This window comes from Acidihalobacter sp., assembly GCF_037381185.1.
Classification (GTDB): Bacteria; Pseudomonadota; Gammaproteobacteria; order DSM-5130; family Acidihalobacteraceae; genus Acidihalobacter_A.
Genome location: NZ_JARRQY010000008.1, coordinates 1 through 21,997, shown reverse-complemented (window position 1 = coordinate 21,997; position 21,997 = coordinate 1). Strand labels below are relative to the sequence as shown.

Genomic DNA, 21,997 nt, shown 5'->3' with positions numbered 1-21,997 from the left:
GCATTGTACCTTGCCGGGGACAAGTACAAACGCGCAAAATTCCCCTTTTTGCTCTTAGGCGCAGCCGGCGCCGGAAACGCGAACCGACAGCGGAGACACGACATGGCCGAAGACGCCAGCTTCATTCCCCTGAACATTGCCGTGCTGACCATTTCGGACAGCCGTACGGAAGCCGACGACACCTCCGGCAAACTGCTCGTGGAACGCCTGCAAAGCGCCGGCCACCGCCTGGCCGAGAAGTCCATCGTGCCGGACGACATCTACCGCATCCGCGCCGTGATCTCGCGCTGGATCGCCGAGCCCGACGTTCACGCCGTACTCACCACCGGCGGCACCGGCGTCACCGGGCGCGACGGCACACCGGAAGCCGTTGAGGTTCTATTGGACAAGGAAATCAGTGGGTTCGGAGAGCTTTTTCGTAGTATTTCTTACGAAGAAATCAAAACATCCAGCCTGCAGTCGCGCGCGCTTGCCGGCGTCGCAAACGCCACCTACATCTTCTGTCTGCCCGGCTCCTCCGGCGCCTGCCGCACCGGCTGGGACAAGCTGATCGAGGCGCAGCTCGACTATCGCACCAAGCCCTGCAACCTGGTGATGCTCATGCCCCGCCTGCTCGAACGCTGAGGCGCGGACCGTCGCATGGACACCATCGCCTGGAACGATTTCGCCCGCGTCGAGCTGCGCGTCGACACCATCATCGAAGTGGAAGATTTCCCCAAGGCCCGTCGCCCCGCCTGGCGGCTGCGCGTCGACTTCGGCTAGGAGATCGGCGTGCGCAAGTCCAGCGCCCAGGTCACCGATCTCTACGATGCCGACGCCTTGCTCGGCAAACAGGTGGTCGCCGTGATCAACTTCCCGCCGAAGCAGATCGGGCCGTTCATGTCGGAATGCCTGGTGACGGGTTTCTACCGCGAGGACGGCGCGGTGGTGCTGTGCATACCCGACCAGGAGGTGCCAAACGGCGCCAAGCTGGGCTAGCAAGGCTGCTGTTGTCACTCAGGCGAGTGCGAGAGAAGGAAAAATCGTTCGACAAGTCCTTCTGAAAAGAATTTTCGCATCAGCCACGCAGCGGGCCACAAAGACGTGCCTACCAAAAAGCGCAGTTTACAGGGTGCAGATGGCCACAAGAGTTCGATTCTGACGCGCTATCGCGCCGCATGAATAGAAGTTCGATAGTCTGCTAGATGATCATCAAACCGCCGAACGGCCGGCCCTGGGAACGCGCTGCGACGTGAACACGAAACGCTTGTCCAGGCGGTACTTGACCCAGTAGCCGATCGCCAAGCCGAGCACGGCGCCGAAATTGCGCCAGAACGGGCCGCCCAGCGCGAACTCGAAGCCCAGCTCCGAACCCCAGAAGACGATGGTCGTGATGCCGCCCATCACGACGTAGAGCGCAAAGGTGCGCACATCGTGAGCCAGGTCCGCGGTGTGGTAGGCGAATATGTACAGCTTGTCAAGGCGGTATTTTACGTAAAGGCCGGCAAGTGTACCGACGCCCATTGCCGCGTACAGTGCGAACGGCCCGGTATAGGCATGCAGACTGACGCTCTGCACGAGCAGGTTGGCCAGCGTGGCGATGGCGGCGAAAAACGCATAACGCAGCGCGACGTGGATACGGCGCCCTTCAGGCATCGGGCGAGACCTGTTCCCGCTCAGGGGGAAGCGTTTGCGTCTCGCCGTCCTCGGCGATGCGTTCCGGGTCGTTCAGATCGAGTTCCGGATGCAGCTTGTCCAGATCCTTGAGTTCGGCCAGCGGCGGTAGCTCGTCCAGCGACTTGAGATTGAAATAGTCGAGAAACACACGCGTGGTCGCGTACAGCGCGGGTCGACCCGGCACTTCGCGATGCCCGACCACGCGAATCCAATCACGCTCCAGTAGGCTCTTCATGATGTGACTGCTGACGGTTACGCCGCGCACTTCCTCGATCTCGCTGCGCGTCACCGGCTGGCGATAGGCGATCAGCGCCAGAGTCTCCAGCGCAGCGCGTGAATAGCGCGGCGGACGCTCCTCCCACAGCCGACCGATCCAGTGCGACAGCTCCTGGCGCACCTGATAGCGATAGCCGCTGGCGACCTCCCTCAGCTCGTAGCCGCGTTCTGCGCATTCCTCGGCCAGCTCGCCCAGGGCGGCACGCAGGCCACGCCGGTCGGGAGTGTCGTCCTCACCCTCGAACAGCTGTTCCATGCGATCCAGCGACAACGGCTGGCCGGCGGCCAGCAGAGCCGCCTCGATGATGCGCTTGAGTTTGGCGTTGTCCATGAGTTTCGGCCTCAGCCTGCCGCACGCCGCACGTAGATCGGCGCGAAGGGTTCGTTCTGCATCAGTTCGATGAGCTGGCTCTTGAGCAGCTCCAGCATGGCGAGCAGGGTCACTACCACGCCGCGTCGCCCCTCTTCGGCGTCGAAGAAACTGGTGAAGTCGCGGAATTCGTCATCCAGCGCCTCCAGTACGCGTGACATGCGCTCGCGCACCGACAGCGGTTCGCGCTGAATATGATGGTGGGTAAACATCTGCGCTCTCTCCATCACCTCACGCATGGCCAGCAGCAGTTCGCGAAGATCGACGTCCGGCTCCGGCCGCACCGCCTCGCGGTTCGGTGCCTGCGCCGAGGCCAGCGCGATGTCGCGCTCCAAGCGCGGCAGCTCGTCGATATCCTCCGCGGCCTGACGAATGCGCTCGTATTCCTGCAGGCGCCGGATGAGTTCGGCGCGCGGGTCATCGTCTTCGCCGTCTTCCGACGGCGGCCGCGGCAGCAGCATGCGCGATTTGATCTCGGCCAGCATGGCCGCCATCACCAGATACTCGGCCGCCAGCTCCAGACGCAGCTCGTGCATCAACGCGATGTACTCCATGTACTGCCGCGTCACCTCCGCGATGGGGATGTCGAGGACGTTCAGATTCTGCCGCTTGATGAGGTAGAGCAGCAGGTCCAGCGGACCCTCGAAGGCCTCCAGAAAGACTTCCAGCGCATCCGGCGGAATATAGAGGTCCTGCGGCGGATTGGTCAGGGGTTCGCCCTGCACCAGCGCAAAAGGCATCTCGCTCTGCGCGTGACCTCCGCTGGCCTCTCGCTCCGTCAACGGTAGACCAACCCCATGGCGCGCCGAACCTCGTCCATCGTCTCGTCGGCCAGGTCGCGAGCGGCCTGGGTGCCTTCGTTGAGCACGCTGCGCACCAGGCTCGGATCGGCCTCGTATTCCGCCGCGCGCTCCTGGAAGGGACGCAGCTCGGCGAGCACGCCCTCGATCACCGGCTGCTTGCAGTCGACGCAGCCTATGCCCGCGCTGCGGCAGCCCTCCTGCACCCAGTCGCGGACCTCGCCGGAAGAATAGATCTCGTGCAGCGGCCACACCGGGCACTTCTTCGGGTCGCCCGGGTCGGTGCGGCGAATCCGCGCCGGATCGGTCGGCATGGTGCGAATCCTCTGTTCAACGTCGGCCGGCTTCTCGCGCAGCGCAATGGCGTTGCCATAGGACTTGGACATCTTGCGCCCGTCCAGGCCTGGCATCTTCGCCGCCTCGGTCAGCAGCGGCTGCGGCTCGGGCAGAATGATGCGGCTGCCGCCTTCTAGATAGCCGAACAGACGCTCGCGGTCGCCCAGCGAAATGTTCTGCTGCGACTCCAGCAGTGCATGCGCCACGTCCAGCGCTTCGACCTCGCCCTGCTCCTGGTAGCGGCGGCGCTGCTCGCGGTAGAGCTTGGCGTTCTTCTTGCCCATCTTGCCGATCGCCCGCTCGGCTCGCTCCGCGAAGTCCGGCTCGCCGCCGTAGAGGTGGTTGAAGCGGCGGGCCAACTCGCGCGTGACCTCGAGATGCGGCACCTGATCCTCGCCGACCGGCACCTGCCCGGCGCGGTAGATCAGGATGTCGGCGCTCATCAGCAGCGGATAGCCGAGAAAGCCGTAGGTCGCCAGATCCCGGTCCTTGAGCTGTTCCTGCTGATCCTTGAAGCTCGGCACCCGCTCCAGCCATCCCAGCGGGGAGATCATCGACAGCAGCAGATGCAGCTCGGCATGCTCCGGCACCCAGGACTGCACGAACAGCGTCGCCGAACCGGGATTGAGGCCGGCCGCCAGCCAGTCGATGACCATTTCATAGGCATTCTCTGGAATGCCGCGCGGATCCTCGTAATGCGTGGTCAGCGCATGCAGGTCGGCGACGAAGAACAGGCACTCGTGAGTGTGCTGCAGTTCCACCCAGTTCTTGAGTACGCCGTGATAGTGTCCCAGATGCAAGCGACCCGTCGGGCGCATCCCCGACAGAACGCGGTTATTGGCGGGTGTAACCGAACTCACATGCTCTCCCAGGGTCTGTTCACACTATTGCGCGATGCGCTGCCGGAGCCACTTTTCATGGCGCGCAAAGCGCTGCGAGCGTGATGTAGCCCGCCACATGACTAGCGGCAACGTCGCGGGACGCGAAAAGCGGCCCGGCCCTATGGGTTGCGCCCGATTGGCCGCCACTCGGCGTTGCTCGTCGTTCATTTGAAATGACCAAACCTCTCTCCTCGCGCCTTGACTGGCGGCCGGCCGGACGCAACAGCGCACCGCTCAATAGTGTGAACAGGCTCTAGAACCCCTGCAGGCCGAACACACTGTGAATCAGGGCGCTGAACCAGCCATAGATCGGACCGAGAATCCAACCGAGCGCGCCGCTCACGAGCAGCACGACCAGGATGATCAAGCCATAGGGTTCGACACGATCGAGGCGGTCGGCCCACGTTGGCGGCACCAGCCCCGACAAGACGCGGCCTCCGTCCAGCGGAGGAATCGGCAGCAGGTTGAGAATCATCAGAATCAGATTGATCGCAATACCGGCCTGCCCCATCATGGCCAGAGGCACTGCGAAGCTGCTGCCGCCAGCTGCCAACCACAGCCCCAGCTTCATGACAATCGCCCAGGCCAGAGCCATCAGCAGATTGGCTCCCGGTCCGGCCGCGGCCACCAGTGCCATATCGCGCCGCGGATGGCGCAGATTATTGAAGTTGACCGGCACCGGCTTCGCCCAGCCGAACAGAAAACCGGTATGCAATAACAAAAGCGTCGCAGGCACCAGCACAGTGCCGATCGGATCGATATGGCGCAGGGGATTGATACTCAGCCTACCCAGCATCTGCGCGGTCGTATCGCCCAAGCGCTTGGCCGCATAGCCGTGGGCCGCCTCGTGGAGGGTGACGGCGAACAGCACGGGCAGAATCCAGATGCTGATCGTTTGGACGATCTGATTGAGGTTCATAGCGCGAAGATTATACGTGAACGTTGCCTGTCGGACCGAGGAGCCCGCTCAGTCTTCCAGCCAATCGGTCGAGCCCTTACCGTGGCGCAGGATTTCCGGCGCCTTGCCGTACAGATCGACGATGGTGGTCGGCTCCACACCGCAGTTGCCGCCGTCGATGATCAGATCGACCCGATGCTCCAGACGCTCGCGGATATCCAGCGCGTCGGTATGCGGAAGATCCTCGCCCGGCAACAGCAGCGTACTGCTCATCAGCGGCTCGCCCAGTTCCTCCAGCAGCGCCTGGGCGATGCGGTTGTCCGGCACGCGCAGCCCGATGGACTTGCGCTTGGGGTTCTGCAGCCGCCGCGGAACCTCGCGCGTGGCCGGCAGCAGGAAGGTATAGGCGCCCGGTGTCAGCCCTTTCATCAGGCGATAGGAAGCATCGTCGACCTTGGCATAGGTCGCGATTTCGGAGAGATCGCGGCACACCAGGGAGAAATGGTGCATGTCGTCCAGATGGCGGATCTGTCGGATGCGCTCCTGCGCCGCCTTGTTGCCGATGGTGCAGCCAATGGCGTAGCAGGAATCGGTTGGGTAGACCACCACTCCCCCCGCCTGCAGAATATCCACCGCCTGGCGCACCAGACGGGCCTGCGGATTGACGGGATGGATCTCGAAGTACTGACTCATGTCTAACGGTCGCGAGGATGCAAAGTATTCCATCATAACGCCATGTGGCTTGCCACGCTCTTTCGGATAGCGCATCTGGTATCCTCTCTTTCGATACAAGTATCGGGCCACGGTTCCGCGCTATGAAACTGCTTTACGATTTTTTCCCCGTCCTGCTGTTCTTCCTCGTCTACAAGTTCTACGGCGCAATCCCGGCAGACGTCATCCACGGCATCAATCCCCTGCTGCCGCTCACGCTGACGCCCGGCGACCACCAGGACGCCATATTTTTAGCCACCGCCGTGGCCATCGTCGCCTCGTTCGCCCAGGTCGGAATGTACTGGCTGCGCCACCGCCGTTTCGAGACCATGCATCTGGTCTCGCTGGTGCTCATCACGCTGTTCGGCGGCGCCACCCTGTTCTTCCACAATCCCAACTTCATCAAATGGAAGCCGACGGCCATCAACTGGCTGTTTGCCGCCGCCTTCCTGGGCAGCCACTTCATCGGCCGCAAGCCGCTGGTCGAGCGCCTGATGTCGCACGCCATCACCGTGCCGCCGGTCATCTGGCGGCGTCTCAACATCGGCTGGATCGGCTTCTTCTTCATCTCCGGCGCGCTCAACATCTGGGTCGCCTACCAGTTCAGCCAGGAAGTCTGGGTCGACTTCAAGCTGTTCGGTCTGCTCGGCCTGAGCATCGTCTTCATCATCGGCCAGGCCTTCTACCTCGCCCGTTTCATGCAGGAAACACCCAGCGAAGAGAAACAACAGTGATGCTGTACGCCATTGTCGCCCACGACCGCCCCGACAGCCTGCAGGATCGCCTGCAAGCCCGCCCCGATCATCTGGCCCGCCTGCAGGCGCTGCGCGATGCCGGCTGCCTGGTGCTGGCCGGTCCGCTGCCCGCCATCGACAGCCCCGACCCCGGCGAGGCCGGCTTCACCGGCAGCCTGGTGGTGGCCGAATTCGAATCGATCGAGGCTGCCCGCGCCTGGGCCGATGCCGATCCCTATCAGGTGGCCGGGGTTTACACCAAAGTCGACGTGCGACCGTTCAAACAGGTTTTCTGATCAAACCGGTTTGAACAACTGTTCGCGGTAGTAGCGCAGTTCCTCGATCGAATCCTTGATGTCGTCCAGCGCCAGGTGGCGCGAGTCCTTGCGGTGACCACTGGCGACCTTCGGATACCAGCGCTTGGCCAGCTCCTTCAGCGTGCTCACGTCCAGGTTGCGGTAGTGGAAGAACGCTTCCAGCTCCGGCATCAGCCGCGCCATGAAACGACGGTCCTGGCAGATGCTGTTGCCGCACATCGGCGAGGTGCGCGCAGGCACCCATTCGCGCAGGAAGGCCAGCGTCTCCGCCTCGGCGCACGCCGTATCGCAATCGCTGCCGCGCACCCGTTCCAGCAGCCCGGAGCCGCCGTGCTGGCGCTGGTTCCAGTCGTCCATTGCCGCCAGCGCCGGCTCGGGCTGATGAATCGCCCGCACCGGCCCTTCCGCCAACACGTTCAGTTCCTTGTCCGTGACGATGGTCGCGATCTCGATGATCACGTCGTTGCTCGGATCCAGTCCCGTCATCTCGAGATCGATCCAGATCAAATTGTCAGGACTGGTCGGCATTGGAAGCTCCATTATGAGTTGCGCGGTCGACGTATTGCGGACCGATTGTAGTGCATGCGTCGCCCGGTACTCCATCTGATACGAGGGCGTTACACTGTCAAACCGTTCTCCAAGCACTGACGCCCGACCATGCACGCTTTTACGATCCTGTTCATCCTCGCGGTTCTACTCGGCCTGGGATTGCGCCTGTGGCTAGGCGCGCGCCAGATCGACCACGTACGCACACACCGCGACGCCGTACCGCCTGCCTTCGTCGACAACATTCCGCTGGACTCGCATCAGCGCGCCGCCGACTACACCGTCGACCGCGCCCGCTTCGGCCGCCTGGAATACGTATTCGAAGCGATCGTGGTCCTGGTCTGGACCCTGGGCGGTGGCCTCGCCGCGCTGGATCAGGCTTGGCGCGCACTATCGCTGTCGCCACTGCTGACCGGCACCGGCGTGCTGCTCAGCGCCTTCCTGATCATGGGCCTGATCGACCTGCCATTTTCCGTCTGGCGAACCTTCGTCATCGAAACCCGCCACGGCTTCAACCGCACCACCCCGGGGGTATTCGCCGCCGACCTGCTCAAGCAGACCCTGCTGATGTTGGTCATCGGCATACCGCTCGCGCTGCTCGTGTTGTGGCTCATGCAGGGCATGGGCGAACTCTGGTGGCTATGGGTCTGGGCGGTATGGACGGTCTTCAGCCTCGGACTCGCTTGGGCCTACCCCCGCATCATTGCGCCACTGTTCAATAAATTCTCGCCACTCGACGACGGTGAACTGCGCGAACGCGTCGCCCGACTGCTGGACCGCGCCGGCTTCCGTTCGCGCGGCATCTTCGTCATGGACGGCTCACGCCGTTCCGGCCACGGCAACGCCTATTTCACCGGCTTCGGCCGCAACAAGCGCATCGTGTTCTTCGACACCTTGCTCGAAACCCTGGCTCCCGAGGAAGTCGAGGCCGTACTGGCCCACGAACTCGGCCACTTCCGGCACCGCCATGTGCTCAAGGGCATGGTCGTGATGACCGCCCTGAGCCTTGCCGGCCTCGCCCTGCTCGCCTGGCTGATGCAGCAGAGCTGGTTCTACAGCGGACTCGGCGTGCAGCAGCCCTCGACCTGGATGGCCCTGCTGCTGTTCATGATCGCGCTGCCGCAGTTCACCTACCTGCTCACCCCGCTGTTCTCGTGGCGCTCGCGCCGCCAGGAATTCCAGGCCGACGCCTACGCCAGCGAGCAGACCGGCTCCACGCCGCTGATCCACGCGCTGACCAAGCTGTATCGCGACAACGCCAGCACGCTCACGCCCGATCCGGTGCACTCGGCCTTCTACGACTCGCACCCGCCGGCATCGATTCGGATTCAGCATTTGAGTGCGTTGGGGCGTTAGCGACACTCTGAACAAATGAATAGTCGCCGGACAGGTTACCGCACATCCGCATGTACTGGGCGATTTGGCCGGTGAGAATGGACATTCTTATCGGCAACCCTTTTGCTGTCGTATTGGTTCAAGACGGGATCAATTGGGTTGTATGACTTGTTGCCTGCGTCATCGTGGCCATGTTTTACGATTGGCTTCGCGCAGACATCTGACCAACGGTTCGGTTCGTCCAAGCGAAAGGCCCTGACGGGCCTCCGTCTAACTCAAGAGTTGAGCAGCCCAACCAGGACTTTGAAAACCGCCGCTGGCATGTTCATTGCTCTAATTCATGGCATCAGAAAACAGAGATAGGCCATGAACGTTCAACCCACGTCTTCCCTGCTCTTCTCTCCCGCGCCGGCGCGTTCTTCATCGGGCCGGCAATACTCGACCGCGTCGCCGACAAATGCTGCCGACACGGTCAGTATTTGCCGGGCCGCACTCGACCTCTACGCCGCTGCCTCGACCCAATCCAGCCTTCCCCGCGCGTCCTCCGGGAGTGATGCCAAGGCTGAATTCGACACTACAAAAGGCACGACGGAACTCGACATCGAGTCCTACTTCGCACCACAAGCCAACCAGCACGTGACGCTGGATTCCGTGCCTCTGCTGCTTCCAAGCCAGAAAAACATCAATGCCCTGTCCGACTACATATCGGCACACATGCCGGGTTTCCTGGCCGACAACGGTATCCCAGCCCCTCCCGCGAACATCACCTACGACACCGCGGGGCAAATCCAGTTACCGGCCGATTACCCCTACTCTGCGGAATTCAAGCAGGCACTGGAAAACAATCCGGTGATGGAGCGGACACTGCACACCACATATGCACTAACGTCGCATATGGTCGAGATGAACAAATCCATACCCTTCCAACGCGAATACGCGGCGGCCACGTCTCAAGCCCAGATCGATGCCGTTATCGCGAAGTATCAGTATCTTTTCTCCACCAACCGTCACTACGACAAAATCGCCCTCAACTTCACGGCCAACGGCATCCTGAGCATCACTCACGACAGCAAACCGCTTTCCGAAGCATGAGTCGCATGGGTTGAGGATGTGTGCAACGGACCCGAATGTGGGTATATAGATAATATCGAGGTGCGCTTCACTTACCCCAATCTACGTCCTGGGTAAATACAAAGCACCCTTGATGCACGGCAGCGTCCTCCCGGTCACAGTTCCTCTCAAAGCACGGCTCACAGAAGGCTGAAATCGGTGACACCTAGAAAACGGCTAAGATCCTTTCGACACAGACAGTTCTGGCACCTGAACTAAATTTCCCCAGACCCTGCTGGGGCTGCTGCACAGGGATGTGCTGAACAACGGGGCTCGGGCGCGTCGCCCAAGCAACTCAAGACTGGAATCGCTGATTCGCGTCCGAAAAGCACGCAGAACGCAAGACAATGCGAGCGCTTTGCGTATCGGCAGTCGCCCCATAACATCGAATCCCGCCCGAAACAAACTCCTACCCTCAAATAATTCTCCTTGCCGACATCACCTAGAATCGAGGTCAAAGCAGCCCTGTCGAGGAACACAATCCAGCGAACGGCTGGACCCCACCCACACTTCCCCCTTAAAGTGCCAACCCGAAACGCTGCGCCGTAACAGCATCAGAGGAGGCTCCCATGTCGGATCTGACCCAACGCCATTGCACTCCCTACGAAGACGGCGTCGCGCCGCTGACCCACGAACAGGCCCAGGATCTGCTGGCGCAGCTTCACACCGATTGGTCGCTATCTGCTGATGCCAAGGAAATCGTCCGCGAGTTCCGCTTCGCCAACTACTACGAGACCATAGCCTTCGTGAACGCCGGCGCCTGGATCTCACACCGTGAAGACCATCACCCGAACCTCGAAGTCGGCTATAACCGCTGCCGCGTGGGCTACAGCACGCACGCCATCGGCGGTCTGTCCGACAACGACTTCATCTGCGCCGCCAAGATGGACGGTCTGTGAGCGGGCGGGCGCGCGTCGTTACCCGCTTCGGTGCAGAACTGATCCTGCGCACCGAAAGCGGCGAGCTTCTGCGCGCCGTCTCGCGCCGCAATCTGGTCAAACACGGCCCTGCGCACCTGCGCGTGTCCGTCTGCGGCGATTACGTAAGTTACGAGACAGACGACGGCGACAACAAGGCCGTGGCCACCACCCTGGAACCGCGCCAAAACGTGCTGGTCCGCCCCGACCACCGTGGCCGACCGCACGCCGGCGCCGCCAACATCGATCAGGTACTGATCGTCATCGCCCCCCGGCCCTCTCCGGACTGGGGAATCATCGACCGCTACCTGACCGCCATCGCCGCACTGTCGGCCACGCCACTCCTGGTCATCAACAAGTCGGATCTGTCGGAGTCTCCGGCAGAGGGTCTGATCGCGGATACCGAAGCACTCTATTCCGGACTCGGCTATCGGGTACTACGCACCAGCGTAAAGAACGGCGACGGCATCGAAACCCTGCGCGAACACCTGCACGGGCGCACCAGCCTGCTGGTCGGACAGTCGGGCGTCGGCAAATCATCGCTCACCCGTGCGCTGGATCCGGGGCTCGAAATCCGCATCGGCGAACTATCGGCAATCAGTGGCGAAGGGCGCCACACCACCACCGTCGCGCATCTCTATGCACTGTCCTCCGGCGGCGATCTGATCGACTCGCCCGGCGTGCGCGATTTCGCGCCCTACGAGCCAACCGCGGACGATCTCGCCACCAGCTTCCCGGAAATCGCCGAATGCGCGCACGATTGCCGCTTCCATGACTGCCGCCACCGCGCCGAACCCGGCTGTGCCGTCAAGGCCGCCGCCGAAACCGGCCGTATCCCTCCCAGCCGACTGCGCAGTTTCCTGGAACTGGAAGGGAACTCGGCCTGATTCATGGCCTCTATATGAGGCATGAACATGCACCTGCTGACCGTACTGCTATTGATCGTCGCCCTTGCCTTCAGCGCTCTGACACTGCTCGGCCTCTACGACCCCAGACTCGGGCTGGCCCGCAGCCGACGCGCCGCGCTGCGCCGCAACGGCACACTCGCCCTCGTCGGCTACGCTCTGATGGCGATCATGCTCAGCGCAGGCGACATCAACCGGCGCGGCTACGACACGCGTTTCAACGCGCACGGTGCCTCACCTACCGCACTGCAGCAAAACGGCTAAGCCTTCAGCGCGTCAGCCAGGACCGCGCCCGTGGCGTCAGCAACGCATACGGCAATATCCACGACAGCGCCAATATGGTGAAGAACGCGTACGGCAAGCCGTACAGCGCCGCCCATGAACGCTCGCTGCGCAAATAGAAAAGCATGAACGGCAACGCACTCAAAGCGATGCCCAACGCCGTCAGCGGCAGCAACGCCGAATCCTCCGCCAGCAGTACGGCCAGCGCGACCAGACTCGCGTAGTGGATCGGATAGCGCAGGTTCGTGGTCAGTTTATCCCACAGCACCATGAGGCGATAGCGCAGCGGCCTGCGCCAGACGATGCGTGCCAGGCGCAACTCCTCGCGCACGAAGCTGCGGTTCCAGCGCAGGAACATCTTGCACAGCCGTGCATACGTGGTCGGCACCAGCGTGCGCACCTCGGCATTGCCCTGATAGACCGAATCGAAGCCCTTCTCGAGCAGGTAGTTGGTCAGCGCCCGATCCTCGCCGAAGGTGCACGGCGAACCCAGAAAGGTCTGCGCCATCCAGCGATCCTGCACCTCGCGCAGTGCCGCGGTGCGGTAGGCGGCCAGCGCTCCGGGGCTGCAATAGACCGTGCGGAACTGCGATTCCGCCGCGCGCTGGAAGTCGAAGGACAAAGCGTAGGCGAAGCGCAGCATGCGCGGAATCAGGCCTTCATTCAGATTGTGCACCGACACCTTGCCCGCCACCGCGCCGACGCGCGAATCGACGAACGGTGCCGCCATGGCCAACAGCGTCGTGGCGCCGATGACGCTGTCCGAATCGATGGTCACCACGACCTCGCCGCGTGCACGCCGAAACCCCTCCATAAGCGCAGCTCGCTTACCCTGGTTACGCTCGAAGCGCACCACCTCCACTCTGTCTCCGTAGCGCAGCGCGGCCCTTTCGATATACTCCCAGGTATCGTCACGGCTACCGTCGTCGACGACCACGATCTGCAAGCGTTCGGGCCGATACAGGGACGCGGCAACCGAATCGATGGTCTTCTCGATCATGGCGCCTTCGTTGTAAGCCGGGATCACGACGGTCAGCGGCGGGGCATTCGCCGGCTCCAGCGGCGGCACCGGACGATAGTGCAACCACAACCGAGTCTTGACCAACAGCAGCACCGTTACCGGCACGGACCAGCACAGCGCGACCAGCAACACGGGCTTGAGCCAGACATGGCGCTCCAGCCCGAGGGACTGAGCGTGCGCCATGTCCACCAGCACCGTGCGATACAGCAGGCCTAGCGCTACCGCCAGCAACACCGCGTACGCCAACCACAGACTGAATTCCGCTACGCGCAGCACCGGCATGACACCGGGCAGCGCGGGACTTCGATTGGATTCGTTCAACATAGCGACCCTAGGTGCAAACGGTCGCCTCGGGGAATCGGCCCGTAACCGGATTCGGCTGGCACGCACACGAGCGCGTTCACGACGGCACGCAACCGGACGAGAACGAAGGAACCTGGGCAGATGCCGCGGACGCGGCTGACGGACTGCGAAACAGCGCTTGCGACGCGCTGAATCAGACCTCGGAGGCGAAAGGAATACTCGAAAAAAGCCTCGAAGCCCCCGACGGGGGCTCCTTGAGCGCTAATAGATCACAATGCGCGAAGCTGCGCAACGGCCTTCTGAACAGGCCTCGGGAAATACGCCGGAACGCGGCGGACTCAGCCCGGCGGCCACTGCATGGCACGCCCGCCGAGCACGTGCAGATGCAGGTGGAACACGGTCTGGCCGGCTTGTGCATTGCAATTGAAAACGGTGCGGTAGCCGGGCTCCGCCACGCCTGCATCGGCCGCCACACGCTGCGCCGCCAGATACATGCGCCCGATCAGTTCGGCGTCCTCGGGCTGCACGTCGTTCAGCGTCGCGATGTGCCGGCGCGGCACCACCAGCGCGTGCAGCGGAGCCTGTGGATTGATGTCGCGAAAGGCCACGACGTCATCGTCCTCATACACGAACTCGACCGGAATCTCGCCGCCGGCGATCTTGCAGAACAGGCAATCGCTCATCTAACCAACCTCCATCGGGAACTCGTTTTCATGAGAGCACGTCAGTAATCGCGCCGCAGCTCGAAGGCCTGCGTCAGCGTACCGCTGTCCAGCGACTCCAGTTCGCCGCCCATCGGCACGCCCTGCGCCAGGCGGGTGACGCGAATGTCCAGCGCACGCGCCATCTCGCTCAGATAATGGGCGGTGACTTCGCCCTCCACCGTCGGGCTCACCGCCAGGATCAGCTCGCGCACCTCGCCTTCGCGCAGGCGCTCCTCCAGCCGGTCCAGCCCCAGGTCCTCGGGGCCGATGCCATCGAGCGGCGACAGCCGCCCCATGAGTACATGGTAGACACCGCGGAAATGCGTAGCCTGATCGATGGCCGCCAACTGAGCGGGATTTTCCACCACACACAGCAGTTCGCCGTTGCGCCGCGTGTCGCTGCAGATCGTGCACAGCGGCGTCTCGCTGAAATTGCGGCAGCGTTCGCAATGCCCCACCTTCTCCACCGCCTCGCGCAAAGCGTCGGCCAGGCGCAGCGCCCCCTCGCGATCGCGCTCCAGAAGATGATAGGCGATACGCCCTGCGGAGCGAGGACCGACCCCGGGCAGGCAGCGCAATGCCTCGATCAACTGATCGAGCAGAGGGCTGGCGGACATCGTCGCTTCAGAACGGCAGATTGAAACCCGGCGGCAGATTGACGCCGGAGGCCATGTTCGAGAATCGATCCTGCGTCGCGGCCTCGATCTTGTGCGTGGCGTCGTTGATCGCCGCCGCGACCAGGTCCTCGAGCATGTCCTTGTCGTCGCCCAGCAGGCTGGGATCGATGGTCACGCGGCGCGCTTCGTGCTTGCCGGTCATCACCAAGCTGACCAGTCCGCCGCCGGACTGTCCGGTCACTTCCATGTTCGCCAGCTCTTCCTGGGCCTTCTGCATCTCGGCCTGCATCTTCTGGGCCTGCTTCATCAGGCCTCCGATTCCACCCTTCATCACTGAAATCCTCTACTGATTGTCGTCAACATCCATACGCGGCCGCACCGAACCGGGCACGACCTGCGCGTCGAACTGAGCGCGCATGTTCTGCACCGCCTCATCGGCCTCGATCGCCGCTTCGGCATCCGCCTGCCTGGCCTCATCGGCCCGCTGCTTCTGCACTGCCGGCGTATCACCCACCGCATCAACCACACGAATCTCGAGGCGCATGGGACGGCCCTCGAGCTTTTCTATCGCATCGCTCAAACGCTGTTTCGCCCGGTCGATCAGCAGATGCTCGGAGCTGCGCGCGATACACAGACGATAGCGGTCGCTATCGATGCCTTCCAGCGTGCAATGGCTCGCCAGCTGGCCCGCCACTCCGCCGAGGCGCATACCGGCTACCTTGCCCGCCCAATCGTCCGGAACCGCAGCAGCGGGCATCGCCGCCACCGGCAGGGCGCCGGCAGCCTCCTCCACCCGGCTCGCGGGAGCGGGCTGAGGCGATGCGGCAGGCGGTTCAGGGGCGCGCGGCGGCGGGGCTGCGGCAGGCGGCTCGGACGGACGCGGCTGTGGAGCAGCGGCCGCAGACGACGGTCGCTGAGCCGCAGCAGCGCTTCCTCCGCCTGCCGCGGGCTGTCCGCCTGCTCCCGCCGACTGCGGCCGAAATGCGAGCATGCGCAGCGCGATCATCTCGAAACCACTGCGGGGATCACCGGCGAGCGCCAGATCGCGACGCCCCAGCAGGGCGATCTGATAGTACAGTTGCACGTCTTCCGCGCTGAGCGCGGCGGCCAGTTCATCAAGCTCCGGCTCTGCGGCTTCGGCTGCGGCGGGCACCACCTGCCGCACCGCAAGGCGGTGCAGCACGCTCAGCAACTCGACCAGCACCGAGCCGAAATCCGCGGCCGCCTCGGCCAGGCCGTCCACAGCCGCCAGCAATCCAGGACCATCCTGCGCGGCAAGCGCACGCAGCAGTCGGTAGACGGCATCGCGGGGGATCGTGCCGAGCATCTCGCGGACCTCGGCCTCACCCACCTGCCCCCCGCCGTAGGCAACCGCCTGGTCGAGCAGACTCAGCGCATCGCGCAGGCTGCCGTCGGCGGCCTCGGCCAGCAACTGCAGCGCACGCGGTTCGCTCTGCAGTTGCTCGCGTTCCAGAACGTTCCCGAGATGTTCGGCAATGGAGATTTCGGGAATACGCTTGAGGCCGAACTGTACGCAGCGCGACAGTATGGTCGGCGGGATTTTCTGTGGATCGGTGGTCGCCAGCAGGAACTGCACATGCGGCGGCGGCTCCTCCAGCGTCTTGAGCAACGCGTTGAAGCTGTGCCCGGAGAGCATGTGCACCTCGTCGATGAGGTACACCTTGTAGCGCCCGCGCACCGGAGCGTATTGCACGTTCTCCAGCAGTTCGCGCGTATCCTCGACCTTGGTGCGCGAAGCGGCGTCGACCTCGATCAGGTCGATGAATCGACCCTCTTCGATCTCACGGCAGGCCTCGCACTCGCCGCAGGGCTGCGCGCTCACGCCTTGCTCGCAGTTCAGGCACTTGGCCAGTAGACGGGCGAGCGTGGTCTTGCCGACACCCCGCGTGCCGGTGAACAGATAGGCGGGATGTATACGGCCGGTTTCCAGCGCATTGACCAGCGCACGGCGCACATGCGCCTGTCCGACCAACTGATCGAAGTTCCGCGGTCGCCACTTGCGCGCCAGGGCTTGGTAGGTCATGCCTTAGATCGGTGAGAAAGGAAGCCCGAGACTATACAGAATTGGAGGCGGCCCGTACCAGCGCACCCCGGCGCCCGAGTCCACTGTTACCGTTGCTCCCTTCCGGGCCTGGCGGGGTTCACAGCTTATCGTCGCGGGGGACCGATACGGGCCACCATAAACTCAGGCGCACAACAGACGCCTCGACACGCTTTTACCTGAACGGTTCCGTATCCGGCGCGGCGGCGCGCCAGAACCGGCATGCGAATTCTCGCACATCTTGCCGGCCGCGCGAACCAAAGCATCACAGCGCGGTCAAACGAGCGCTGCATCCTACTGGGTCGCCGGAGGGAACGTCAATCGCGCCCTCTACCGCCCCGCCGGCATGCCAGGCCAGGCTCCGCGGCTTGGTTATCGTGATGCGCAAACCGTGAGATCCGACGCACCGAAACCGTGCATGAGCGGCAAGAACACAATAATCACACAAGAAAATTATCTTTTATTATCATTTAGTTATAAAAACATGAAATTACAGCCCTCCCGTCCCGTTCAATCCGCATTATGAAATCAGACCGAGGCGGCATGCCTTGCTAATTGAAAAAGCCTGTCTAGAATCCGCAAGTCAGCTCAAAGCTGCCAAGGTCAGGAATAACTACTATTTAATTTGAGGAGACGGAAACGATGACCGACAAGAAGCATCCATCCGGCCAGAACCACCAAGACGATCAATCTTCGCCGGTTTCCAGACGCACGTTCCTGAAAGCCGGCGCGGCCTTGACCGCCGCTGGAACCCTCGGGCTTGGTACGCGCGCCGCCCAGGCCGCCGACAAGGTCCGTATCGGCGTACTCAACCCCTCAACCGGCACCTATGCCGAACTCGGCAAGAACCAGACCCGCGGCGCCCAGATGGCGGCCGCCGAAATCAACGGCTCCGGCGGCGTGCTCGGCCGTGAACTGGAACTGATCGTGACCGACACCGCGTCCAAGACCGGCCTCGCCGTCTCCAAGGCACACCAGTTGGTCAGTCAGCACGGCGTACACTTCCTGCAAGGCACCGTGTCTTCGGCCGTTTCCGAAGCCATCGAACAGGCCAGCAAGGACATGGGCACCCTGTTCGTGGACTCCGGCGGCCACGCCACTCCCGTGACCGGCAAGTACTGCAACTGGAGCACATTCCGCGTCTGCACCACCACCTACATGCTGGCTGCCGGCATCGCCGACACCCTGATGAAGAAGTACGGCAAGCGCTGGTACTTCCTGACCCCCAACTACGCCTTCGGACTAACCGAGCAGGCTGCCTTCGAGAGCATCCTCAAGGCCAACGGCGGCACCGTCCTGGGCTCCGCCCTGGCCCCGCTGGGCACCACCGACTTCTCGTCCTACCTGATCCAGGCGCAGGCCGCCAAGCCCGACTGCCTGATCATCCTGCAGGCGGGCGACGACCTCGTGCACGCCCTGACCCAGGTCAACCAGTTCGGCCTGCAGCACAAGTTCGGCGTGGCCGGCGGCATGATGGAACTGGAAGTGCTCAAGGCGCTGCCGGAATCCGCGCGCGTCGGCGCGTGGAGCTTCGAGTGGTGGTGGAACCAGCCCAACACCCCGCACGTCAAGAATTTCGTCGACAGCTACCGCAAGCGCTACAACGGCGAGTACCCGACCGCGCGTAGTTGGTTCGGCTACGTAGCCACCCACTCCATCGCTCAGGGCGCGACCGAGGCCAAGAGCCTGGATGCGAAGAAGGTCGCCCGCGTGATGGGCGGCATGGAGCTACCGCCGGAAGTCGGTCTGGAGCCGGCTACGCTCAAGTTCCGTGCTGACGACCATCAGCTCATGGCCGGCATTTTCGCCGGCGAGGTCAAGTCCGGCGGCAGCTATCCGGACCTGTTCAACGTCCTCAACTACGAACCCGGCGCATCCATCGCTCAGAGTGCCGCCCAGAAGGGCTGCCACATGAGCATGCCGAGCTAAGAGGGTTCACGCATGGAACTGTTGTTGTTCAACGTGCTCAACGGTCTGCTGCTGGGCGTGTTTTATGCACTCATGGCCATGGGACTGTCTCTCATCCTCGGCCTGAACCGCATCATCAACTTCGCCCATGGCGGATTCCTGGCCTTGGCCGGGTATCTCGCCTACACGCTGCTACCGTATCTGGGCTTTTTCGGAGCATTGATCGTCGCACCGTTGCTCACGGCAGTTCTCGGTGTTCTGGTCGAGCGTTTCCTGATCAGACGCCTCTATGGGCGGGACCCGTTGTTCAGCCTGTTGCTGACCTTCGGGCTCGTCCTCATCATGGAGGACATGATCAGGACGGTGTGGGGTGCGCAGGGGCTGCCGTTGCAGACCCCTGCGATCCTGCAGAGCGCGCTCAGCCAGACCTATTTCTTCATCACCGGCTACCGCGTGCTCATCCTCGCCATCGCGGTGGCGTTCTCGATCGGACTGCTGCTGTTCCTGCGCTACACCAAGGTGGGTCTGCGCATTCTCGCCGGCGCCTCCGATCTGGACACCATCGCCGCACTCGGGGTGAACATCTACCAGCTACGCGCGATCAGCTTCGCCGCCGGCATCTTCCTGGCTGGCATCGCGGGCGTTCTCGCCGCCGGCTGGCAGGGCCTGACCCCACAGATGGGCGATGCCCTGATCATGCCTAGTTTCGTCGCCATCATCGTCGGCGGCGTGGGCAGCCTGCTCGGCAGCCTGCTCGGCGGCTTGCTGATCGGCGTCGCCTCGGGCGTGACCAGTGCGTTCTACCCCCAGGCCAGCCAGCTGGTGATCTACCTCATCATGGCCCTGGTGCTGGCGATTCGCCCGCGCGGGCTACTTGGCAAGAAAGGAGTTTTCGAGTGACGGCCAAAGAGTTTGAAAGCACCCCGTCGCCCCACCTAACCCTGCCTTCGTCCCCCAAGCAACGCGATCTGCGTGCCTATCTGCCGCACGCCATCGTCTGGGTGGTACTGCTGACCGCACCGCTGTGGATGCCGCTGGTCGGCGGCTACACGCTGCTGGCCACCCGCGTGTTGGTGCTGGCCATGGCGGCCATGGGGCTCAACCTGCTGCTCGGCTACGCCGGCGCCCTGTCCTTCGGCCAGGCCGCATTCTTCGGTCTGGGCGGTTACGCGGCGGGCGAGACGCTCATGCACCTGGCGCCCAGCACCCCGCTGGCGCTGCTCATCGGCATGCTCACCGGCGGCGTCATCGCCGCCATCCTCGGACCGATCGCGGTGCGCCTGCGCGGCATCTATTTCGCCATGATCACCATCGCCTTCGGCCAGGCCTTCTATTTCATCGTCGTCAACTGGAACAGTTTCACCGGCGGCGAAGACGGCCTGCTGGGCTTCAGTCGTCAACCGTTGCACTTCGACACCATGACGGTGCCGCTGAGCGGCATCAACTACTACTACCTGACGCTGTTCTGCTTCGCCGTGGTGGCCGCGCTTGTCGCCGCCCTGCTCAGATCGCCGCTGGGTCACGCCTTCATCGCGGTACGCGAGAATGAGCGGCGCCTGCAGTTCTTCGGCGTCAAGGCGGGGACGCTGCTGTGGATCGCTTTTACGATCTCCGGCTTCATCGCGGGCCTTGCCGGTGCGCTCTACGCCCAGCTCAACAATTTCATCTCGCCCGCAGCGCTGCACTGGACCCTGTCCGGCGACTTCGTGATGATGTGCGTACTCGGCGGCATGCGCAGTTTCTGGGGGCCGCTGCTGGGTGCGGGTATCTACGTCGTGGCCGAGAACCTCCTCAGCTCGTACACCGACAACTGGATGAGCCTGCTCGGCCTGATGTTCATCCTCATCGTGCTGTTCTTCCCAAAGGGCGTGCTCGGCATCCTTCGCGTGAGGGTCAAAGCATGAGCCTGCTCAACGTCGAGAACGTATCCAAGAAGTTCGGCCAGCTGGCCGCGCTGTCCGACATCCACCTCAAGGTCGAAAAAGGCGAAATCCGCGCCCTGCTCGGCCCCAACGGCGCCGGCAAGACCACGCTGTTCAACCTCATCAGCGGCATGTTCGCGCCAACCACCGGCTCGATCCATTTCAACGATGACGAGATCACCCAGCAGAGTGTCGAACAGCGCGTACGCACCGGCATCGTGCGGACCTTCCAGATCACCGAGATTTTCAAGGAACTGAGCGTCTACGAGAACCTGCGCATCGCCGTCGAATCCGACATGGGCATCAGTCTGCGTCCCTGGCTTGGGTCCACGCAGAAACAGGCCGTGCGCCGACGCGTCGACGAACTGCTGGAAGCGACGCAGCTCGCCAGCAAGGCCTATCGCGAAGTCGGCGAGCTGGCCCATGGCGACCAGCGCGTGGTGGAAGTGGCCATGGCGCTGGCCATGAGCCCGCGCCTGCTCCTGCTCGACGAACCCACCGCCGGCATGAGCGACCACGAAACCGAGCACATGGTGCAGCTCATCCGCCAACTGCACCAGGAATTCGACCTCACGGTGCTATTCGTGGAACACGACATGCACCTCGTCTTCAATCTCGCGCAGCGCATCACGATTCTCGACAATGGCCGCTGGCTTGCCGAAGGCACGCCGCAGGAAATCGCCGACGACGAACGGGTGCAGGCAGCCTATCTGGGGGGCAGCGCCGCATGAACGACCAAGCACTGCTGAAAGTCGACGGACTGCACGTCAATTACGGCAAGAGCCACATCCTGCACGGCGTTTCGCTGACCGTGAATCCGGGCGAGGTGGTCTGTCTGCTGGGGCGCAACGGCGCCGGCAAGACCACCACCATCAAGGGCATCATGGGCCTGGCCAACCGCACGCAGGGCACCATCACCATCGCCGGCCGACGCGCCGAGAAGCTGCCGCCGCACAGCGTCGCCCGCCTTGGCGTGGGCTACGTCCCCGAGGGCCGGCGCATCTTCCCGGACCTGACCGTGGAAGAGAATCTGGCGGTGCCGGCCGAGCGCCGCGGGCGCTGGAACCTGCAGGAAGTCTACAAATTCTTCCCGCGCCTTCACGAAAGGCGCCGTCATGCCGGCGGCCAGCTCTCCGGCGGTGAACAGGAAATGCTCGCCGTGGCCCGCGCCCTGATCACCAACCCCGATCTGTTCATCATGGACGAACCCTCGCAGGGACTCGCGCCCAAGATCGTGCAGGAGATCTACACGCTGATCGGGGAAATGGCCCGCGAGGGCAGCTCCATCCTGCTCGCCGAGCAGAACGCCTTCATGGCGCTGGAAGTCTCCAACCGAGCCTACGTCATCGACAACGGCAAGATCGTGCACGAGGGGCCTGCACAGGA

The 21,997-nt window shown here is 63.2% G+C and carries 25 protein-coding genes, 1 other RNA gene and 1 pseudogene; 14 read left to right on the top strand and 13 right to left on the bottom strand.

Annotated features, from left to right (window positions below; all coding sequences use genetic code 11):
* Positions 1–102: 102 nt before the first annotated feature.
* Both moaB and P8014_RS04000 read left to right on the top strand, forming a co-directional pair.
* Positions 103–624, top strand: coding sequence for a molybdenum cofactor biosynthesis protein B (moaB, locus tag P8014_RS04005; protein WP_337816015.1), 522 nt, complete (start codon positions 103–105; stop codon positions 622–624).
* A 15-nt stretch (positions 625–639) separates the two neighbouring features.
* Positions 640–978, top strand: a pseudogene (locus P8014_RS04000) (tRNA-binding protein).
* Positions 979–1,191: 213 nt separating this feature from the next.
* On the opposite strand, the gene P8014_RS03995 reads toward P8014_RS04000, so the two are convergent.
* The 6 genes from P8014_RS03995 to P8014_RS03970 all read right to left on the bottom strand — a co-directional run bounded on the left by P8014_RS03995 (position 1,192) and on the right by P8014_RS03970 (position 5,910).
* A complete protein-coding gene (locus P8014_RS03995; protein WP_337816014.1) occupies positions 1,192–1,635 on the bottom strand; it encodes a GtrA family protein in 444 nt (147 codons plus the stop codon).
* A complete protein-coding gene (gene scpB, locus P8014_RS03990) occupies positions 1,628–2,263 on the bottom strand; it encodes an SMC-Scp complex subunit ScpB (protein WP_337816013.1) in 636 nt (211 codons plus the stop codon). Before scpB ends, P8014_RS03995 begins: the two co-directional genes overlap by 8 nt.
* An 11-nt stretch (positions 2,264–2,274) precedes the next feature.
* The gene (locus P8014_RS03985; protein WP_337816012.1) at positions 2,275–3,042 is read right to left on the bottom strand and encodes a ScpA family protein; all 768 of its coding nucleotides are present in this window, start codon (positions 3,040–3,042) and stop codon (positions 2,275–2,277) included.
* 38 nt (positions 3,043–3,080) lie between these two features.
* A complete protein-coding gene (locus P8014_RS03980) occupies positions 3,081–4,298 on the bottom strand; it encodes a tryptophan--tRNA ligase (protein ID WP_337816011.1) in 1,218 nt (405 codons plus the stop codon).
* A 274-nt stretch (positions 4,299–4,572) separates the two neighbouring features.
* Positions 4,573–5,238 carry a site-2 protease family protein gene (locus tag P8014_RS03975; RefSeq protein ID WP_337816010.1) on the bottom strand — a complete coding sequence of 222 codons (666 nt, stop codon included), beginning with the start codon at positions 5,236–5,238 and terminating at the stop codon, positions 4,573–4,575.
* A gap of 48 nt (positions 5,239–5,286) precedes the next feature.
* Positions 5,287–5,910, bottom strand: coding sequence for an L-threonylcarbamoyladenylate synthase (locus P8014_RS03970; RefSeq protein ID WP_337816009.1), 624 nt, complete (start codon positions 5,908–5,910; stop codon positions 5,287–5,289).
* Positions 5,911–6,032: 122 nt separating this feature from the next.
* On the opposite strand from P8014_RS03970, the gene P8014_RS03965 reads away from it, so the two are divergent.
* Both P8014_RS03965 and P8014_RS03960 read left to right on the top strand, forming a co-directional pair.
* Positions 6,033–6,662 carry a septation protein A gene (locus P8014_RS03965; protein WP_337816008.1) on the top strand — a complete coding sequence of 210 codons (630 nt, stop codon included), beginning with the start codon at positions 6,033–6,035 and terminating at the stop codon, positions 6,660–6,662.
* On the top strand, positions 6,662–6,958 hold the full coding sequence (locus P8014_RS03960; protein ID WP_337816007.1) for a YciI family protein: 297 nt from the start codon (positions 6,662–6,664) through the stop codon (positions 6,956–6,958). The genes P8014_RS03965 and P8014_RS03960 overlap by 1 nt, the downstream gene beginning before the upstream one ends.
* Here P8014_RS03960 and orn read toward each other — a convergent pair whose 3' ends face one another.
* Positions 6,959–7,507, bottom strand: a complete 549-nt coding sequence (gene orn / locus P8014_RS03955; RefSeq protein ID WP_337816006.1) for an oligoribonuclease — start codon at positions 7,505–7,507, stop codon at positions 6,959–6,961. It abuts the gene before it with no gap.
* A gap of 129 nt (positions 7,508–7,636) precedes the next feature.
* Here orn and P8014_RS03950 point away from each other — a divergent pair, with 129 nt between their 5' ends.
* The 5 genes from P8014_RS03950 to P8014_RS03930 all read left to right on the top strand — a co-directional run bounded on the left by P8014_RS03950 (position 7,637) and on the right by P8014_RS03930 (position 12,056).
* The gene (locus P8014_RS03950) at positions 7,637–8,881 is read left to right on the top strand and encodes a M48 family metallopeptidase (RefSeq protein ID WP_337816005.1); all 1,245 of its coding nucleotides are present in this window, start codon (positions 7,637–7,639) and stop codon (positions 8,879–8,881) included.
* A gap of 345 nt (positions 8,882–9,226) precedes the next feature.
* On the top strand, positions 9,227–9,952 hold the full coding sequence (locus tag P8014_RS03945; protein ID WP_337816004.1) for a hypothetical protein: 726 nt from the start codon (positions 9,227–9,229) through the stop codon (positions 9,950–9,952).
* 587 nt (positions 9,953–10,539) lie between these two features.
* Positions 10,540–10,869, top strand: a complete 330-nt coding sequence (locus tag P8014_RS03940) for a 4a-hydroxytetrahydrobiopterin dehydratase (protein WP_337816003.1) — start codon at positions 10,540–10,542, stop codon at positions 10,867–10,869.
* The gene (gene rsgA / locus P8014_RS03935; RefSeq protein WP_337816002.1) at positions 10,866–11,774 is read left to right on the top strand and encodes a ribosome small subunit-dependent GTPase A; all 909 of its coding nucleotides are present in this window, start codon (positions 10,866–10,868) and stop codon (positions 11,772–11,774) included. Before P8014_RS03940 ends, rsgA begins: the two co-directional genes overlap by 4 nt.
* Before the next feature lie 27 nt (positions 11,775–11,801).
* Complete coding sequence (locus tag P8014_RS03930; protein WP_337816001.1) at positions 11,802–12,056, top strand: hypothetical protein; 255 nt, start codon at positions 11,802–11,804, stop codon at positions 12,054–12,056.
* Between the two features lie 4 nt (positions 12,057–12,060).
* On the opposite strand, the gene P8014_RS03925 is transcribed toward P8014_RS03930, so the two are convergent.
* The 6 genes from P8014_RS03925 to ffs all read right to left on the bottom strand — a co-directional run bounded on the left by P8014_RS03925 (position 12,061) and on the right by ffs (position 16,911).
* Entirely contained in the window at positions 12,061–13,419 is a 1,359-nt protein-coding gene (locus tag P8014_RS03925) for a glycosyltransferase (RefSeq protein ID WP_337816000.1), read from the bottom strand.
* Positions 13,420–13,736: 317 nt separating this feature from the next.
* Complete coding sequence (locus P8014_RS03920) at positions 13,737–14,081, bottom strand: histidine triad nucleotide-binding protein (RefSeq protein WP_337815999.1); 345 nt, start codon at positions 14,079–14,081, stop codon at positions 13,737–13,739.
* 41 nt (positions 14,082–14,122) lie between these two features.
* Positions 14,123–14,719 carry a recombination mediator RecR gene (recR, locus tag P8014_RS03915; protein ID WP_337815998.1) on the bottom strand — a complete coding sequence of 199 codons (597 nt, stop codon included), beginning with the start codon at positions 14,717–14,719 and terminating at the stop codon, positions 14,123–14,125.
* Between the two features lie 7 nt (positions 14,720–14,726).
* Positions 14,727–15,053, bottom strand: a complete 327-nt coding sequence (locus P8014_RS03910; RefSeq protein WP_337815997.1) for a YbaB/EbfC family nucleoid-associated protein — start codon at positions 15,051–15,053, stop codon at positions 14,727–14,729.
* A 9-nt stretch (positions 15,054–15,062) separates the two neighbouring features.
* Positions 15,063–16,763, bottom strand: coding sequence for a DNA polymerase III subunit gamma/tau (dnaX, locus tag P8014_RS03905; protein ID WP_337815996.1), 1,701 nt, complete (start codon positions 16,761–16,763; stop codon positions 15,063–15,065).
* A gap of 51 nt (positions 16,764–16,814) precedes the next feature.
* Positions 16,815–16,911: signal recognition particle sRNA small type (gene ffs / locus P8014_RS03900), an RNA gene on the bottom strand.
* A gap of 512 nt (positions 16,912–17,423) precedes the next feature.
* Between ffs and P8014_RS03895 the strand changes: the two genes are divergently transcribed.
* The 5 genes from P8014_RS03895 to P8014_RS03875 form a co-directional block, all read left to right on the top strand.
* Positions 17,424–18,710 (top strand): ABC transporter substrate-binding protein, encoded by a 1,287-nt coding sequence (locus tag P8014_RS03895; protein WP_337815995.1) that lies wholly within the window; start codon positions 17,424–17,426, stop codon positions 18,708–18,710.
* Positions 18,711–18,722: 12 nt separating this feature from the next.
* A complete protein-coding gene (locus tag P8014_RS03890) occupies positions 18,723–19,589 on the top strand; it encodes a branched-chain amino acid ABC transporter permease (protein WP_337815994.1) in 867 nt (288 codons plus the stop codon).
* Positions 19,586–20,593: a branched-chain amino acid ABC transporter permease gene (locus tag P8014_RS03885; protein WP_337815993.1), complete on the top strand. Its 1,008-nt coding sequence runs from the start codon at positions 19,586–19,588 to the stop codon at positions 20,591–20,593. The genes P8014_RS03890 and P8014_RS03885 overlap by 4 nt, the downstream gene beginning before the upstream one ends.
* On the top strand, positions 20,590–21,342 hold the full coding sequence (locus tag P8014_RS03880; protein WP_337815992.1) for an ABC transporter ATP-binding protein: 753 nt from the start codon (positions 20,590–20,592) through the stop codon (positions 21,340–21,342). The genes P8014_RS03885 and P8014_RS03880 overlap by 4 nt, the downstream gene beginning before the upstream one ends.
* On the top strand, positions 21,339–21,997 hold a 659-nt coding region (locus P8014_RS03875; protein ID WP_337815991.1), incomplete at its 3' end, for an ABC transporter ATP-binding protein. The genes P8014_RS03880 and P8014_RS03875, both read left to right, overlap by 4 nt.

What these genes read in the sequence shown, in the direction of transcription:
- P8014_RS03880 (WP_337815992.1), top strand. Translation starts at nt 20,590, where the DNA reads ATGAGCCTGCTCAACGTCGAGAACGTATCCAAGAAGTTCGGCCAGCTG.
- P8014_RS03920 (WP_337815999.1), bottom strand. Translation starts at nt 14,081, where the DNA reads ATGAGCGATTGCCTGTTCTGCAAGATCGCCGGCGGCGAGATTCCGGTC.
- moaB (WP_337816015.1), top strand. Translation starts at nt 103, where the DNA reads ATGGCCGAAGACGCCAGCTTCATTCCCCTGAACATTGCCGTGCTGACC.
- P8014_RS03890 (WP_337815994.1), top strand. Translation starts at nt 18,723, where the DNA reads ATGGAACTGTTGTTGTTCAACGTGCTCAACGGTCTGCTGCTGGGCGTG.
- P8014_RS03945 (WP_337816004.1), top strand. Translation starts at nt 9,227, where the DNA reads ATGAACGTTCAACCCACGTCTTCCCTGCTCTTCTCTCCCGCGCCGGCG.
- P8014_RS03950 (WP_337816005.1), top strand. Translation starts at nt 7,637, where the DNA reads ATGCACGCTTTTACGATCCTGTTCATCCTCGCGGTTCTACTCGGCCTG.
- P8014_RS03960 (WP_337816007.1), top strand. Translation starts at nt 6,662, where the DNA reads ATGCTGTACGCCATTGTCGCCCACGACCGCCCCGACAGCCTGCAGGAT.
- P8014_RS03940 (WP_337816003.1), top strand. Translation starts at nt 10,540, where the DNA reads ATGTCGGATCTGACCCAACGCCATTGCACTCCCTACGAAGACGGCGTC.
- P8014_RS03975 (WP_337816010.1), bottom strand. Translation starts at nt 5,238, where the DNA reads ATGAACCTCAATCAGATCGTCCAAACGATCAGCATCTGGATTCTGCCC.
- P8014_RS03965 (WP_337816008.1), top strand. Translation starts at nt 6,033, where the DNA reads ATGAAACTGCTTTACGATTTTTTCCCCGTCCTGCTGTTCTTCCTCGTC.
- P8014_RS03925 (WP_337816000.1), bottom strand. Translation starts at nt 13,419, where the DNA reads ATGTTGAACGAATCCAATCGAAGTCCCGCGCTGCCCGGTGTCATGCCG.
- P8014_RS03995 (WP_337816014.1), bottom strand. Translation starts at nt 1,635, where the DNA reads ATGCCTGAAGGGCGCCGTATCCACGTCGCGCTGCGTTATGCGTTTTTC.
- P8014_RS03985 (WP_337816012.1), bottom strand. Translation starts at nt 3,042, where the DNA reads ATGCCTTTTGCGCTGGTGCAGGGCGAACCCCTGACCAATCCGCCGCAG.
- P8014_RS03895 (WP_337815995.1), top strand. Translation starts at nt 17,424, where the DNA reads ATGACCGACAAGAAGCATCCATCCGGCCAGAACCACCAAGACGATCAA.
- recR (WP_337815998.1), bottom strand. Translation starts at nt 14,719, where the DNA reads ATGTCCGCCAGCCCTCTGCTCGATCAGTTGATCGAGGCATTGCGCTGC.
- orn (WP_337816006.1), bottom strand. Translation starts at nt 7,507, where the DNA reads ATGCCGACCAGTCCTGACAATTTGATCTGGATCGATCTCGAGATGACG.
- scpB (WP_337816013.1), bottom strand. Translation starts at nt 2,263, where the DNA reads ATGGACAACGCCAAACTCAAGCGCATCATCGAGGCGGCTCTGCTGGCC.
- dnaX (WP_337815996.1), bottom strand. Translation starts at nt 16,763, where the DNA reads ATGACCTACCAAGCCCTGGCGCGCAAGTGGCGACCGCGGAACTTCGAT.
- P8014_RS03970 (WP_337816009.1), bottom strand. Translation starts at nt 5,910, where the DNA reads ATGAGTCAGTACTTCGAGATCCATCCCGTCAATCCGCAGGCCCGTCTG.
- P8014_RS03930 (WP_337816001.1), top strand. Translation starts at nt 11,802, where the DNA reads ATGCACCTGCTGACCGTACTGCTATTGATCGTCGCCCTTGCCTTCAGC.